The organism is Streptomyces sp. NPDC001750 (genome assembly GCF_042892615.1).
In the GTDB taxonomy this organism is placed as follows: Bacteria; Actinomycetota; Actinomycetes; order Streptomycetales; family Streptomycetaceae; genus Streptomyces.
In genome coordinates this window covers 143602-158073 of record NZ_JBIAUE010000014.1, presented here as the reverse complement: position 1 = coordinate 158073, position 14472 = coordinate 143602, and the positions used below count along the sequence as shown (strand labels likewise).

The 14472-nt window shown below is 75.3% G+C and carries 11 protein-coding genes and 1 pseudogene; 10 read left to right on the top strand and 2 right to left on the bottom strand.

Annotated elements, in window-relative coordinates; genetic code table 11:
• The first annotated feature begins 4 nt into the window (after window positions 1-4).
• The 10 genes and pseudogenes from ACFYY6_RS22220 to cobC form a co-directional block, all read left to right on the top strand.
• Entirely contained in the window at window positions 5-2023 is a 2019-nt protein-coding gene (locus ACFYY6_RS22220) for a putative cobaltochelatase (RefSeq protein WP_389194742.1), read from the top strand.
• Window positions 2023-2622 carry a cob(I)yrinic acid a,c-diamide adenosyltransferase gene (gene cobO, locus ACFYY6_RS22215; protein WP_351518273.1) on the top strand — a complete coding sequence of 200 codons (600 nt, stop codon included), beginning with the start codon at window positions 2023-2025 and terminating at the stop codon, window positions 2620-2622. The genes ACFYY6_RS22220 and cobO overlap by 1 nt, the downstream gene beginning before the upstream one ends.
• A gap of 76 nt (window positions 2623-2698) precedes the next feature.
• Window positions 2699-4069 carry a cobyrinate a,c-diamide synthase gene (locus ACFYY6_RS22210; RefSeq protein ID WP_386608630.1) on the top strand — a complete coding sequence of 457 codons (1371 nt, stop codon included), beginning with the start codon at window positions 2699-2701 and terminating at the stop codon, window positions 4067-4069.
• The gene (cobI, locus tag ACFYY6_RS22205; RefSeq protein ID WP_351623485.1) at window positions 4066-4812 is read left to right on the top strand and encodes a precorrin-2 C(20)-methyltransferase; all 747 of its coding nucleotides are present in this window, start codon (window positions 4066-4068) and stop codon (window positions 4810-4812) included. Before ACFYY6_RS22210 ends, cobI begins: the two co-directional genes overlap by 4 nt.
• Window positions 4813-5051: 239 nt before the next feature.
• Window positions 5052-5927 carry a precorrin-4 C(11)-methyltransferase gene (gene cobM / locus ACFYY6_RS22200; protein ID WP_351518278.1) on the top strand — a complete coding sequence of 292 codons (876 nt, stop codon included), beginning with the start codon at window positions 5052-5054 and terminating at the stop codon, window positions 5925-5927.
• Window positions 5924-7282 carry a precorrin-6y C5,15-methyltransferase (decarboxylating) subunit CbiE gene (cbiE, locus tag ACFYY6_RS22195; RefSeq protein WP_389194738.1) on the top strand — a complete coding sequence of 453 codons (1359 nt, stop codon included), beginning with the start codon at window positions 5924-5926 and terminating at the stop codon, window positions 7280-7282. The genes cobM and cbiE overlap by 4 nt, the downstream gene beginning before the upstream one ends.
• Window positions 7279-9024, top strand: a complete 1746-nt coding sequence (cobJ, locus tag ACFYY6_RS22190; protein ID WP_389194735.1) for a precorrin-3B C(17)-methyltransferase — start codon at window positions 7279-7281, stop codon at window positions 9022-9024. Before cbiE ends, cobJ begins: the two co-directional genes overlap by 4 nt.
• The gene (locus tag ACFYY6_RS22185; RefSeq protein WP_351518283.1) at window positions 9021-9611 is read left to right on the top strand and encodes a precorrin-8X methylmutase; all 591 of its coding nucleotides are present in this window, start codon (window positions 9021-9023) and stop codon (window positions 9609-9611) included. The genes cobJ and ACFYY6_RS22185 overlap by 4 nt, the downstream gene beginning before the upstream one ends.
• A gap of 29 nt (window positions 9612-9640) precedes the next feature.
• Complete coding sequence (locus tag ACFYY6_RS22180; RefSeq protein ID WP_351518284.1) at window positions 9641-10558, top strand: sirohydrochlorin chelatase; 918 nt, start codon at window positions 9641-9643, stop codon at window positions 10556-10558.
• Window positions 10491-11633 (top strand): annotated as a pseudogene (gene cobC / locus ACFYY6_RS22175) (Rv2231c family pyridoxal phosphate-dependent protein CobC); the annotation flags it as partial. The gene ACFYY6_RS22180 and the pseudogene cobC, both read left to right, overlap by 68 nt.
• A gap of 268 nt (window positions 11634-11901) precedes the next feature.
• Here the strand turns inward: cobC and ACFYY6_RS22170 are convergent.
• A complete protein-coding gene (locus tag ACFYY6_RS22170) occupies window positions 11902-13008 on the bottom strand; it encodes an SCO1860 family LAETG-anchored protein (RefSeq protein WP_351518286.1) in 1107 nt (368 codons plus the stop codon).
• Between the two features lie 338 nt (window positions 13009-13346).
• The gene (locus tag ACFYY6_RS22165; protein WP_386608651.1) at window positions 13347-14423 is read right to left on the bottom strand and encodes an amidohydrolase family protein; all 1077 of its coding nucleotides are present in this window, start codon (window positions 14421-14423) and stop codon (window positions 13347-13349) included.
• Between the last annotated feature and the right edge of the window lie 49 nt (window positions 14424-14472).

Sequence of the window (14472 nt, the reverse complement as noted above, 5' to 3'; positions counted from 1 at the left end):
CATCGTGAACACGCCGTACCCCTTCACCGCCCTCGTCGGGCAGGACGATCTGCGGCTCGGGCTGCTGCTGAACGCGGTCTCGCCCGCGGTCGGCGGCGTGCTGGTGCGCGGCGAGAAGGGCACCGCCAAGTCCACCGCCGTGCGGGCGCTCGCCGCGCTGATGCCCGAGGTCGACGTGGTTCCCGGCTGCCGGTTCTCCTGCGACCCCGCGGCGCCCGATCCGGCGTGCCCGGACGGCCCGCACGAGGCCGGGTCCGGGGCGGCACGGGCCGCCCGGACGGTGGAGCTGCCGGTCGGCGCGTCGGAGGACCGGCTGGTCGGGGCGCTCGACATCGAGCGGGCGCTGTCCGAGGGCGTGAAGGCGTTCGAGCCGGGGCTGCTCGCCGACGCCCATCGCGGGATCCTGTACGTCGACGAGGTCAACCTGCTCCACGACCATCTCGTGGACCTGCTGCTGGACGCGGCGGCCATGGGCGCCTCGTACGTGGAGCGCGAGGGCGTCTCGGTCCGGCATGCCGCCCGGTTCCTGCTCGTCGGCACGATGAACCCCGAAGAGGGCGAGTTGCGGCCGCAGTTGCTGGACCGGTTCGGACTGACCGTGGAGGTCGCCGCGTCCCGCGACACCGACCAGCGGGTCGAGGTGGTGCGCCGGCGCCTCGCGTACGACGCCGATCCCACCGCCTTCGCCGCGCAGTGGGCCGACGAGGAGGCGGCGCTGCGGGCGCGGATCGCCGCCGCGCGGGCGCTGCTTCCCGAGGTGCGGCTCGGCGACGGGGCGTTGCGGCAGATCGCGGCGACCTGCGCGGCGTTCGAGGTGGACGGGATGCGCGCGGACATCGTGATGGCGCGGACCGCCACCGCGCTGGCCGCCTGGGCGGGGCGTACGGACGTGCTGGCCGAGGACGTGCGGCAGGCCGCCCTGCTCGCGCTCCCGCACCGCCGCAGGCGCAACCCGTTCGACGCTCCGGGCCTGGACGAGGACAAGCTCGACGAGGCGCTGGAGCAGCACGGCGGCGAGGACGACGACCCGGATCCGGACGGCCCCGACGGCGGCGGCCGGCCCCCACGGGGCGACGGCCCGGACACTCCGCCGCGGCCCGACGCGGAGGCCGGTGACACGCCCGCCCCCGCCGTTCCCGAGCAGGGCGGCGAGCAGGAGCAGGGGCGGTCGTCCGGCGGCGGTGAGCAGCAGCCGGTACGGGCCGCCGAGCCGTTCCGCGCGAAGACGCTGAGCGTGCCCGGTCTGGGCGAGGGCGCGGCGGGGCGGCGCTCCCGGGCGCGCACCGAGCACGGGCGCACCACCGGCGCGCGGCGTCCGCACGGGGCGCTGACCAAGCTGCACCTGGCGGCGACCGTACGTGCCGCGGCCCCGCACCAGCGGGCGCGCGGGCGGTCGGGGCCGGGGCTGGTGGTGCGGCGGGACGATCTGCGGCAGGCCACCCGGGAGGGGCGCGAGGGCAACCTGGTGCTGTTCGTGGTGGACGCCTCCGGGTCGATGGCCGCCCGACAGCGGATGGGCGCCGTGAAGGGCGCGGTGCTGTCGCTGCTGCTGGACGCGTACCAGCGGCGGGACAAGGTCGGTCTGGTCACCTTCCGGGGCCGGGGCGCCGAGGTGGCGCTGCCGCCGACGTCGTCGGTGGACGCGGCAGCGGCACGGCTGGAGGCGCTGCCGACCGGCGGGCGCACCCCCGTCGCGGCCGGGCTGCTGAAGGCCCATGAGGTGCTGCGCGTGGAGCGGATGCGCGATCCGTCGCGGCGTCCGCTGCTGGTCGTGGTGACCGACGGCCGGGCGACGGGCGGGCCGGAGCCGGTGGCGCTGGCGTCGCGGGCGGCGCGGCTGCACGCGGCGGAGGGCACCGCCTCCGTCGTCGTGGACTGCGAGTCGGGCCCGGTGCGGCTCGGGCTCGCGGCGGACCTCGCCCGCGATCTGGGCTCGGTCGCCGTCACGCTCGACGAGTTGCGGGCCGACTCGATCGCGGGTCTGGTCAAGGACGTCCGGGGAACCGACAGGAGGGCGGCGTAATGCCGAAGGGACAGCCGGTCAGCGTGCCGGACGACGGGCTCACCACCCGTCAGCGCCGCAACCGTCCGCTGCTGGTGGTGCACACCGGCATCGGGAAGGGGAAGTCGACGGCGGCCTTCGGGCTCGCGCTGCGCGCCTGGAATCAGGGCTGGCCGATCGGGGTCTTCCAGTTCGTCAAGTCGGCGAAGTGGAAGGTCGGCGAGGAGAACGCGCTGAAGGTCCTCGGCGCCAGCGGCGAGGGCGGCACCGTCGCCTGGCACAAGATGGGCGAGGGCTGGTCGTGGGTGCAGCGCGACCGGCAGCTGAACAACGAGGAGGCGGCCCGCGAGGGCTGGGAGCAGGTCAAGCGCGATCTGGCCGCCGAGACGTACCGGCTGTACGTCCTCGACGAGTTCGCGTACCCGATGCACTGGGGCTGGGTCGACACCGCCGAGGTGGTCGAGGTGCTGCGGAGCCGTCCCGGTACCCAGCACGTCGTCGTCACGGGTCGCAACGCGCCGCCGGAGCTGGTGGACGCCGCCGATCTGGTGACCGACATGTCGAAGGTCAAGCACCCGATGGACGCCGGCCAGAAGGGCCAGCGGGGCATCGAATGGTGACGACCTCGCCCATGATCGGCAGTGGGAGAAGGAGCGGGCGCCGGGCGCGCGCCGGGCGAACGGTGAGTGGTGACCGGTGAACGTTCCACGTCTGGTGATCGCCGCGCCCGCGTCGGGGAGCGGCAAGACGACCGTGGCCACGGGGCTGATGGCGGCCTTCGCGGGGCGGGGTCTGACCGTGTCCCCGCACAAGGTGGGGCCCGACTACATCGACCCCGGCTACCACGCCCTGGCCACGGGCCGGCCGGGTCGCAACCTCGACGCGTACCTGTGCGGCCCGGAGCTGGTGGCCCCGCTGTTCGCGCACGGGGCGCGCGGCTGCGACCTGGCGGTCGTCGAGGGCGTGATGGGCCTGTACGACGGCGCCGCGGGGAACGGCGAGCTGGCGTCGACCGCGCAGGTGGCGAAACTGCTGCGGGCGCCGGTGGTGCTGGTCGTCGACGCCTCGTCGCAGTCCCGCTCGGTGGCCGCGCTGGTGCACGGCTTCGCCTCGTGGGATCCGGGGGTGCGGATCGGCGGGGTGGTCCTCAACAAGGTCGGTTCGCCGCGCCACGAGGCGCTGTTGCGGGAGGCGTTGGACGAGTCGGGCGTGCCGGTGCTGGGGGTGCTGCGGCGGACGGAGAAGGTGGCGGTGCCGTCACGGCATCTCGGGCTCGTGCCGGTGGCCGAGCGGCGCCGCGACGCGCTGGACGCGGTCGCGGCGATGGCGGACCGGGTGCGGGCGGGCTGCGACCTGGACGCGCTGTGGGCGCTGGCCCGCTCCGCGCCCGACGTGCCCGGCGAGGCGTGGGACCCGGCGGCGGTGGTGGACGCGTGCGGCGGACCCGTCGCCCGGCCCGCCCCGGGTTCGCGCAGGGTCGCCGTCGCGTCCGGGGCCGCGTTCACGTTCTCGTACGCCGAGCACACCGAACTGCTCGCCGCCGCCGGCGGCGAGGTCGTCCCGTTCGATCCGCTGCGGGACGAGGCGCTGCCCGAGGGCGTGCGCGGGCTGGTGATCGGCGGGGGTTTCCCGGAGGTGTACGCCTCGGAGCTGTCCGCCAACGCCGCGCTGCGCGGGGCCGTAGCCGCGCTGGCGGAGTCCGGAGCTCCGGTGGCCGCCGAGTGCGCGGGGCTGCTGTATCTGGCGCGTTCGCTCGACGGGCTGCCGATGTGCGGGGTGCTGGACGCCGAGGCACGGATGTCAAAGCGGCTGACGCTGGGCTACCGGGACGCCGTGGCGGTCTGCGACAGCGTGCTGGCGGCGTCCGGGACCCGGACGCGCGGGCACGAGTTCCACCGCACGGTCCTGGAGCCGGGCGCGGGAGAGCGTCCCGCGTGGGGCCTGCACCAGCCGGAGCGGCGCGTGGAGGGATTCGTACGGCGGGGCGTGCACGCGAGCTATCTGCATACGCACTGGGCCGCCACGCCCGCTGCGGCCCGTCGATTCGTCGAGAGGTGCGAAGGGTGAACCACGGTCAGGGTGAAAGCAGGCTGATCGGCGTCGGTGTCGGGCCCGGTGACCCGGAGCTGGTGACCGTCAAGGGCGTGAACGCGCTGCGGGACGCCGCGGTCGTCGTCGTACCGGTGATGGACACCGGTGAGCGGGGGCGGGCCGAGGCGACCGTGCTGCACTACGTGCCCTCCGAGAAGGTCGTGCGCGTGGTGTTCGCGCTCAACGAGCGCAGCGACCGGGCACGCCGGGAGGCCGCGTGGGACGCGGCCGGTGAGCGGGTCGCGGAGCTGCTGCGGACGCACGGCTCGGTGGCGTTCGCGACGATCGGCGACCCCAACGTGTACTCGACGTTCACGTATCTGGCCCAGACGATCGGCGCGCTGCTGCCGGGGACGGCCGTGGAGACGGTGCCCGGGATCACGGCCATGCAGGACCTGGCCGCCCGCAGCGGCGCGGTGCTGACGGAGGGCACGGAGCCGTTGACGCTGGTGCCGGTGACGGCGGGCGCGGCGGTGCTGAGGCGGGCGCTGGAGGGCCCGGGGACGGTCGTCGCGTACAAGTTCGGCCGGCTGGCGGCCGAGGTGGCCGCGGCGCTGCGGGAGACCGGCCGCACCGAGGACGCGGTGTGGGGTTCGGCGCTCGGGCTGCCCGAGGAGTCGATCCGGCCGGCGGCGGACCTGGACGAGGGGCCGTTGCCGTATCTGTCGACGCTGATCGCGCCCGCGCCGCGCGACGGCGGGCGCGGCGGGAAGCTGTGAGGCGCGCGCGGGCGGTGTCGCGGTGTCCGGCCGACGCCGTCGGGTGCCGCGCGCACCGCCCGCGGCCCTCGTCGGCCGGTCGACGCCGCGGGGCGCGTCCCGGCGGGCCCGTCCCGTCTCCCGCCGCTCCCGCCCCGGCTTCTCCCCTCCGCCCCTGATCCCCCGCCGTCCCCATGACCCGCAGGCCCCATACGCCCTGTGGGCCCCGCATGTTCCCCTTTCTGAAAGGACCCCGTCCCATGTCCGAAGCAGCCGACGCGGCCGCAGCCGTCGACACGGCCGACACGTCCGCAGCGGCCGACGCGCCCGCCCGAGGCCGGGTGACGTTCGTCGGTGCCGGACCCGGCGCCGCCGATCTGCTGACCTTCCGGGCGGCGCGGGCCATCGCGGACGCCGACGTCGTCATCTGGGCGGCGAGCCTGGTGCAGGCGGAGGTCCTGGAGCACGCCCGGGAGGGCGCGGAGATCCTCGACTCGGCGCGGATGTCGCTGGAAGAGGTCGTCGCCGTGTACGAACGCGCCGCCGCCGAGGGGCTGAAGGTGGCCCGCATCCACTCCGGCGACCCGGCGCTGTGGGGCGGCACCCAGGAGCAGATCGACCGGTGCGCCGAGCTGGGCGTGGCGGTCGAGGTCGTACCGGGGGTGTCGTCGTTCTCGGCGGTCGCGGCGATCGCGCGGCGGGAGCTGACGATCCCGGAGGTCGCGCAGTCGGTGATCCTGACCCGGCTCGGCGGCGGCAAGACGCCGATGCCGCCGGGCGAGGAGGTGCGGGAGTTCGCGCGCCACGGCACCACGATGGCGCTGTTCCTGTCGGCGGCCCGCTCCGGCCAGCTCACCCAGGAGCTGCTGGAGGGCGGATACCCGACGTCGACGCCGGTCGTGATCGCGTACCAGGCGACCTGGCCGGAGGAGCTGATCCTGCGCTGCACGGTCGGAACCCTGGAGGAGACGGTCAAGGAGCACAGGCTCTGGAAGCACACCCTCTTCCTCGTCGGCCCGGCGCTGTCGTCGTCGGGGACGCGCTCGCACCTGTACCACCCGGGCCACTTCCACGGCTTCCGCAAGGCCGACAGGGCGGCGCGGGCCGAGTTGCGCGCCCAGCGGTCCGGCTCGTGAGCGGCGCTCGCGGTACGGGGACCGGCGCGCGGACGGCCGCGCCGATCCGGGTCTTCGGCACGGGGACGGGCGAGCCGCTCGGCTCCGAGGCCCAAGAGGCGCTGGAGGCGGCCACGCTGGTGCTCGGCGCCCGGCGCCACCTGGAGGCCGCGTACCCGGGCACGGGTACCCAGGACGCCGGGCATGTCGGGCGGATCGTGCTCGGTCCACTGGCGCCCGCGCTCGACCGGGTCGCCGAACACCTGGCCCGGGACGAGGCACGGGTGGTCGTGCTGGCCTCCGGCGACCCGGGATTCTTCGGGATCGTACGGGCGCTCGCCGAGCGGTTCGGGGCGGACGCGCTCGATGTACGGCCGGGTGCGCCGTCCGTCGCGGTCGCGTTCGCCCGGCTCGGGCTGACGTGGGACGACGCGGTCGTGGTCAGCGCGCACGGACGGGACCCCCGCACCGCCGTCCACGCGTGTCTGGCGCACCCGAAGGTGGCCGTGCTGACCGGCCCCGGTACCGGACCGGCGGAGCTCGCGGCCGGGCTGCTCCACGGGGCCGGGGGGCGCACGCTCGTCGTGGCGACGGCGCTCGGCGATCCGCGACGCGAGCGCGTCGAGCGGCTCACCCCCGTCGAGGCGGTGGCCCGCGACTGGCCGGATCCGGTGAGCGTGGTGCTGTGCCTGGACGAGTCCCGGGCGCCGTCCCCGGCGCGGACCCTCGCGGGGCCGTCCGTGGGGCCGGGCCGATGGGCGCTGGAGGAGACCGAGTTCGAGCATCGCGACTCGATGATCACCAAGTTCGAGGTGCGGGCCCTGGCCCTGGCCCGGCTGGGCCCGCGCACCGGTGATCTGGTGTGGGACATCGGTGCCGGATCGGGTTCGGTGGCAGTGGAGTGCGCGCGGCTCGGCGCCGCGGCCGTCGCCGTGGAGAAGGCCGCGGACGGGGTCGGGCGGATCCGGGCGAACGCGTCCGCGCACGGGGTGTACGTCGATGTGGTGCACGGTTCGGCCCCGGCCGCGCTCGACGATCTGGCCGACCCGGACGCCGTGTTCGTCGGCGGTGGCGGGCGCGAACTGCCCGCAGTCGTGACGGCGTGCGCCCGGCGTGCGCGGCGCACGGTGGTGGTGGCGCTGGCCGCCCTGGACCGGGTGCCGCAGGTGCGTGCGGCGCTGGCCGGTGCCGGGCTGGAGCCCGAGGGCGTGCTGCTGCAGTCCTCCCGGCTGGCGCCGCTGCCCGGTGAGGTGACCCGGCTCGCCGCGACCAATCCGGTATTTCTGCTGTGGGGCAGTCGTCCCTCGGCCCAGGCAGGCGAGCGTGCGGGCATGGTTGCCGCGCGTGTCGGCGCAAGTGAAGGAGCGACCCAGTGATCGGCCTGATTTCCGCGACGGCGGCGGGCGCCGCCGCCCGCGACCGGCTGGCCGCGGCCTGGCCCGACCGTGCCGTGGTCTACGAGGGGCCGGTGCGCGAGGCCGTGCACCGGGCGTTCGCCGAGTGCGAGCAGCTGGTCTGCTTCCTCGCGACGGGGGCCGTGGTGCGGCTGCTCGCGCCGCTGCTGTCCGACAAGTCCGCGGACCCGGGCGTCGTCTGTGTCGACGAGGCGGGCCGCCACGCGGTGGCGCTGCTGGGCGGGCACGCCGGCGGGGCGAACGCGCTGGCCGAGGCGGTCGGCGAGGTCCTGGGCGCGGCCCCGGTCGTGACGACCGCGACGGACGCGGCCGGACTTTTGGGCCTGGACATGCTGGGCCTCCCGGTGGAGGGCGATGTGGCCGGGGTGTCGCGGGCGATGCTCGACGGCGCCCCGGTGGAACTGCGGGCGGACGCGGTGTGGCCGCTGCCCGCGCTGCCGCCGAGCGTGGCCCCCGGTTCCGTGCCCGCGGACCCGGCGGACGCCGCGGTGCTGCACATCACCGACCGGCTCGTGGAGTCCGGGGCGCGGCGGGCCGTGGTGCGGCCCGCGTCGCTCGCGGTCGGCGTCGGCGCGTCCAGGGGGGCGCCGGTGGACGAGGTCGTGGGCCTGGTCCACGACGCCCTGCGCGAGGCCGGGCTCTCGCCGCTGAGCATCGCCGAACTGGTGACGGTCGACGCGAAGGCGGGCGAACCCGGGATCGTCGCCGCCGCCGCGCGGCTGGGCGTTCCGCTGCGGACGTACGCGGCCGAGGCGCTGGCCGGGGTCGAGGTGCCCAACCCGTCGGGCGCGCCGCTCGCCGCCGTCGGGACGCCGTCGGTCGCGGAGGCCGCCGCGCTCGCGGAGGGGGGCGAACTCCTCGTGCCGAAGCGGAAGTCGACGCCGCCTCCCGGGTCCGAGGGACGGGCGGCGATGGCGACGTGCGCGGTGGTGCGCCGGGCCCCGCGCGGGCGGCTGGCCGTGGTCGGTCTCGGACCGGGCGCGCGCGACCTGCTGACGCCCCGGGCCCGGGAGGAGCTGCGGCGGGCCTCGGTACTGGTCGGGCTCGACCAGTACGTGGACCAGATCAGGGATCTGCTGCGGCCCGGCACCACGGTCCTGGAGTCGGGGCTGGGCGCCGAGGAGGAGCGGGCCCGCACCGCGGTCGCCGAGGCGCGCGAGGGCCGTGCGGTGGCTTTGATCGGCAGCGGTGACGCGGGTGTGTACGCGATGGCGTCGCCCGCGCTCGCCGAGGCCGGTGCGGACATCGACGTGGTCGGCGTGCCGGGGGTGACGGCCGCGCTGGCCGCCGCCGCCGTCCTGGGCGCCCCGCTGGGCCACGACCACGTGTCGATCAGCCTCTCCGACCTGCACACGCCGTGGGAGGTCATCGAGCGCCGGGTGCGGGCCGCGGCCGAGGCCGACATCGTCGTGACGTTCTACAACCCGCGCAGCCGGGGCCGCGCCTGGCAGCTTCCCGAGGCGCTGTCGATCCTGTCGGAGCACCGGGATCCGGCCACTCCGGTCGGTGTGGTGCGCAACGCGTCGCGCCCGGACGAGAGCGTCCGGGTGACCTCCCTGGCCGCCCTGGACCCGGCGACCGTGGACATGATGACGGTGGTGACGGTCGGCAACACGGCCACCCGGCAGATCGCGGGCCGCATGGTGACGCCGCGCGGCTACCGCTGGCAGTCGGCCGCCGGGACCGGGGAGGGCGGGCGATGAACCGTCCCTGGGAGCGGGCCGTCCACCCCATCGAGCAGGAGTCCTACCGGCGGCTGCGCGCCCGCCTGGACACCTCGCACTTCCCGCCGCTGACCCGGGCGGTCGTGGAGCGGGTCATCCACTCCGCGGCAGACCTCGGCTACGCCACGGACCTGGTCTGCGACGAGGCGACGCTGGCCACCGGGCACGCGGCGCTGCACGCCGGGGCGCCGGTCGTCACCGACGTGGAGATGGTCGCGGCGGGCATCACCCGGCGCGAGACCGTGTGCCGTCTGCGTCGGGCCAGGTCCGGCCCCGGCCTGACGCGTTCGGCCCATGCGATCCGGCTCGCGTACGAGGAGGTCGGGCCCGGCGCGATCTGGGTGATCGGCAACGCGCCCACCGCGCTGGAGGAACTGCTCGTCCTCGATGCCGCGCCCGCACTCGTCATCGGGCTGCCGGTCGGTTTCGTCGGCGCGACCGAGTCGAAGGCGGCGCTGCGCGAGAGCGGTCTGCCCGCCGTGAGCAACGTGTCCGAGAAGGGCGGTTCGGCCGTCGCTTCGGCCGCGCTCAACGCCCTGCTGTACCACTCCCCCGAATCCCCGTGAACCACCGTGAATCACACCGAGGAGAACCTGTGACCACTCCCGCCACCCCGCCCGACCGGCCCGCCCTGCTCGTCGCCGGTCACGGCACCAGGGACGACGGCGGCGCCGCCGCGTTCCGCGAGTTCGTCGCCGAACTGGGCCGCCGCAGGCCCGAACTGCCCGTCGCGGGCGGTTTCATCGAGCTGTCCCCGCCGCCGCTCGGCGACGCCGTGACCGAGCTGGTGGAGCGCGGTGTCCGGCGCTTCGCCGCCGTGCCGCTGATGCTGGTGTCGGCCGGGCACGCCAAGGGGGACATCCCTGCGGCGCTGGCCCGCGAGAAGGACCGCCACCCCGGCATCGCGTACACCTACGGCCGTCCGCTCGGCCCGCACCCGGAGCTGCTGAAGGTGCTGGAGCGCCGGGTGGACGAGGTGCTGGGCGACACCGACCGCTCGGAGACGACCGTGCTGCTGGTCGGGCGCGGTTCCACCGACCCGGACGCCAACGCCGAGGTGTTCAAGGCGGCGCGGCTGTTCTGGGAGGGCCGCGGCTACGCGGGCGTGGAGACGGCGTTCGTCTCGCTCGCGGCGCCGGACGTGCCGTCGGGTCTCGACCGTTGCGTCAGGCTGGGTGCCCGGCGCATAGTCGTTCTGCCGTACTTCCTCTTCACGGGTGTCCTGCCGGACCGGGTCCGTCATCAGGCCGAGGAGTGGGCCGCCGCCCACCCGGAGTCCGACGTCCGCTGCGCCGAGGTCATCGGTGCGGCCGAGGAGTTGTACGACCTGGTCATGGAGCGCTACGGGGAGGCGGTCGAGGGCGATCTGCGGATGAACTGCGACTCATGCGTGTACCGAATCGCGCTGCCGGGCTTCGAGGACAAGGTGGGGCTGCCACAGCAGCCGCACTTCCACCCCGATGACGACGGCCACCATCACCACCACCACGGCGGTCATGCACACTCCCACTGAAAGTCCCGACGCGACAGGCGCGGGCACGTACGACCTGCGGCACCACGGTGACGCGGAGGTACGGGGACGGGGCCGGGATCTGACCGATCTCGCCGTCAACGTACGGGCGGACACTCCCCCGGCCTGGCTGAGGGAGCGGATCGCCGATGCGCTGGGCTCGCTCGCCGCCTACCCGGACGGGCGTCCGGCGCGGGCGGCGGTCGCGGCCCGGCACGGGCTGCCCGTCGAGCGGGTCCTGCTGACGGCGGGCGCGGCGGAGGCGTTCGTGCTGATCGCGCGGGCGCTGCCGGCCCGCCGCCCGGTCGTGGTCCACCCGCAGTTCACGGAGCCGGAGGCGGCGCTCCGCGCGGCCGGGCACGAGGTGCGGCGGGTGCTGCTGCGGGCCGAGGACGGTTTCCGGCTGGACCCGGCGGCCGTGCCGAAGGACGCGGACCTGGTGGTGGTCGGCAACCCGACCAATCCCACCTCGGTCCTGCATCCGGCGGCCGTGCTGGAGGAACTGGCGCGCCCCGGGCGGACGCTGGTGGTCGACGAGGCGTTCATGGACGCGGTGCCGGGCGAACGCGAGGCACTGTGCGGGCGGACGGACGTGCCGGGCCTGGTGGTGCTGCGCAGCCTCACCAAGACGTGGGGACTCGCGGGGCTCAGGATCGGTTACGTGCTGGCCGCCCCGGAGACGGTGGCCGCGCTGGAGGCGGCGCAGCCGCTGTGGCCGGTGTCGTCCCCGGCGCTGGCCGCGGCCGGGGCGTGCATGGAGCCGCGGGCCCTGGCCGAGGCCGCCGCCGCGGCGGAGCGGATCGCGGTGGACCGGGCCCATCTGGTCGCGGGGCTGCGGGAGTTCACCGAGGTGGAGGTCGCCGAACCGGCCGAGGGCCCGTTCGTTCTGATGCGGCTGGAACGGGCCGCCGAGGTGCGCGAACGCCTGCGGGTGCTGGGGTTCGCGGTGCGTCGCGGGGACACGTTCCCCGGGCTCGGGCCGCAGTGGCTGCGGCTGGCGGTGCGCGGGCGCACGACGACCAACTGCTTCCTCCAGTCGCTCGACCAGGCGTTGCAGTCGCTGACGTCCGTGCGCTGACATCCGTGCGCCGATGTCCGTGCGCCGGCCGCCGTCACGCACGGACCCGACCGCAGCGGCGGACGGCCGGTTCCCCGCCCTCGCGCACGGACGGCTCCGGGCAGCGCCAGGCACGGCCGGACCCGAGCACCGTCGCCACGGACGGGGCACATGGACGTCATGCGTGGACGGGGACGTCCGTCGCGGACCCCGGGGCCGGAGGGACCGGCCGGCCCCAGGGTCGCTCGCGAGCCCGCTCAGCCACGGGCACGTTCGGTCACGGACGCGTTCAGCTCCGCGCGCGGCGCCTGGCCAGGACCGTCGCCCCGGCGCCCACCGCCAGCAGCGCGGCGGCGCCGCCCGCGATGTACGGCGTGGCGGAACTGCCTCCGGTCTCGGCGAGGTTGCCGTCCGGGGCGTGGCCGGTGCCGGTCTGGGGCTTCACGTCGCCGCCGGTGGAACCCGCGCTGCCGCCGCCGTTCCCGGAGGCGCCGCCGTCGCTCGAACCGCCGCCGTCGGCGCCGCCGTTGCCGGACCCGCCGTTCCCGGAGCCGCCGCTGTTCGCGCCACCGGTGTTCGAACCACCGCCGTCCGTACCGCCGTTGCCCGATCCGCCGTTGTTCGATCCGCCGGAGCTTCCGCTCCCGCCGTTGCCGGAGCCGCCGTCGCTGCCGCCCCCGGTGTCCTTCGGGGTCTCGCAGGTCGCCTGGACGAGGGTGACCTCGCCCTGCACGTCGGCGACGTTCAGCTTGAGCGGGTTGACGGAGACCTTCAGTTGCAACGCGGTCGCCGCCGCGGTGCGCGAGGTGGTGCTCTTCTTCGACAGGTCGAGGGTCACCTCGCCCACGGCCGGCACCTCGATGTGCGTCGTGCCGCCCGCGGAGAGGTCGATCCGCTGCCCCAGGATCGTCACATGGCCCAGCACGTTCGACTCGGCGACCGGTTTGCGGCCCACCTCGCAGACCGCCTTGGACGTGACCTTCTCGACCTCGACCAGCGGCAGCGCCGGCAGTCCGGGCACGTGGATCCGGGCCTTCACCACGTTGCTGTAGCCCTCGGCCCGGCGCTTGTCGACGGTCGCGTCCGAGGTGGCCACGTCGGCGCTGAGCACGTTGACCGGCCGGCCGCCGTCCACCCCGTCGAGCCGCACGCTGAGCGCGGTCTGCTTGGCGTCGGCCGGTGCGTGCACCTCGTTGAGCGAGGCCCTGAGCGGCACTTCGACCGCCTTGTTCAGAAGAGAGACGTCGAGCGCGGCGCGGAGCACGACCGCGCTCGCCTTCCCGTCGCCGTCGGTCGCGGTGGTCGCGGCGGCGGCCTGCGCCGGGAAGGCGGCCAGCAGGGCGACCGGAGCGGCGGCGACCGCCAGGGCGGCCAGGCGGAAGGTGTTGCTGTTCAAGATGGTGGAACCCCCACAAGAGACATGGAGCCACCGGTACCGCCCAATGGGGGACATCGCGGGCACCGGTGGCCTCGACCCCGACAGCTTTTCGCACAGAGGGTGAACCGGCAGACACCTGACGTGAGTTCACCCTAAAGGGGCGTTTCCGCGTCTCTATTCGAATATCTCGGTACGCGCGTTCCTCCGGCTCACCCGTTCCGCCGAGCGCGGACGGCGCGGAGGCCGATCACGACGGGGAGCGCGGATAACGACCTGGGGACCGATAGGCAGCGTGCTTCGACGGGACGGCACGCGTCCGGCGACCGTCCGTCGACGCGGCGCGTCCCCGGTTGCCGTCAGCCGATCACGCGGCCGTTCAGCACGACGCGTCGCGGCGCCGCCAGCACCCGCACGTCCGCCCGCGGGTCGTCGTCGTAGACGACCAGGTCCGCCGGGGCCCCCTCCTCCAGCGCCGGCCGCCCGAGCCACGCGCGGGCGCCCCAGGTGGTCGCGGACAGCGCGTCCAGGGGCGGAATGCCCGCCTTCACCAGTTCCGCGACCTCGTCCGCCACCAGTCCGTGGGCGAGCACCCCGCCCGCGTCCGTGCCGACGAAGACCGGGATCCCCGCGTCGTAAGCGGCGCGCACCGTGTCGTAGCGCCGCTCGTGCAGCCGCCGCATATGGGCCGACCAGCGTGGGAACTTGGCGTCGCCGCCCGCCGCGAGCGAGGGGAACGTGGCGATGTTGACCAGGGTCGGGACGATCGCGACACCGCGCTCGGCGAACAGCGGGATCGTCTCCTCGGTCAGCCCCGTCGCGTGCTCGACGCAGTCGATCCCGGCCTCGACGAGATCACGCAGCGAGTCCTCCGCGAAGCAGTGCGCGGTGACCCGGGCGCCCAGCCGGTGCGCCTCGGCGATGGCCGCCTCGACCGCCCCGCGGGGCCAGCAGGCGGTCAGGTCGCCCACCTCGCGGTCGATCCAGTCGCCGACCAGCTTGACCCAGCCGTCGCCCCGGCGCGCCTCCTGCGCGACGTACGCGACGAGGTCCTCCGGCTCGATCTCGTGGGCGTAGTTCCGGGTGTACCTGCGCGGCCTGGCGATGTGCCGCCCGGCCCTGATGATCTTCGGCAGGTCCTCGCGGTCGTCGATCCACCGGGTGTCGGCGGGCGAACCCGCGTCCCGCAGCAGCAGCGCCCCCGCCTCCCGGTCGTCGACCGCCTGCTTCTCGCTGGTCACGGCGTCGACGGCGCCGTGCAGGTCGAGCCCGACATGGCAGTGGGCGTCGACCAGCCCCGGCAGCGCCCAGCCGGTGACGGTCACCGCCCCGTCGGCCCCGGCCGGCCGCTCGTAGGTGATCCGCCCGTCGACGGCCCAGAGTTCGTCCCGGACGTCGTCGGGTCCGACGAGCACCCGCCCCTTCACGTGCAGCACCCTCGCTGCTCTGCGATCACTCATGAACAGCACTGTACGAGCCCCCTTC

What these genes read in the sequence shown, in the direction of transcription:
- cobO (WP_351518273.1), top strand. Translation starts at nt 2,023, where the DNA reads ATGCCGAAGGGACAGCCGGTCAGCGTGCCGGACGACGGGCTCACCACC.
- cobM (WP_351518278.1), top strand. Translation starts at nt 5,052, where the DNA reads ATGTCCGAAGCAGCCGACGCGGCCGCAGCCGTCGACACGGCCGACACG.
- ACFYY6_RS22185 (WP_351518283.1), top strand. Translation starts at nt 9,021, where the DNA reads ATGAACCGTCCCTGGGAGCGGGCCGTCCACCCCATCGAGCAGGAGTCC.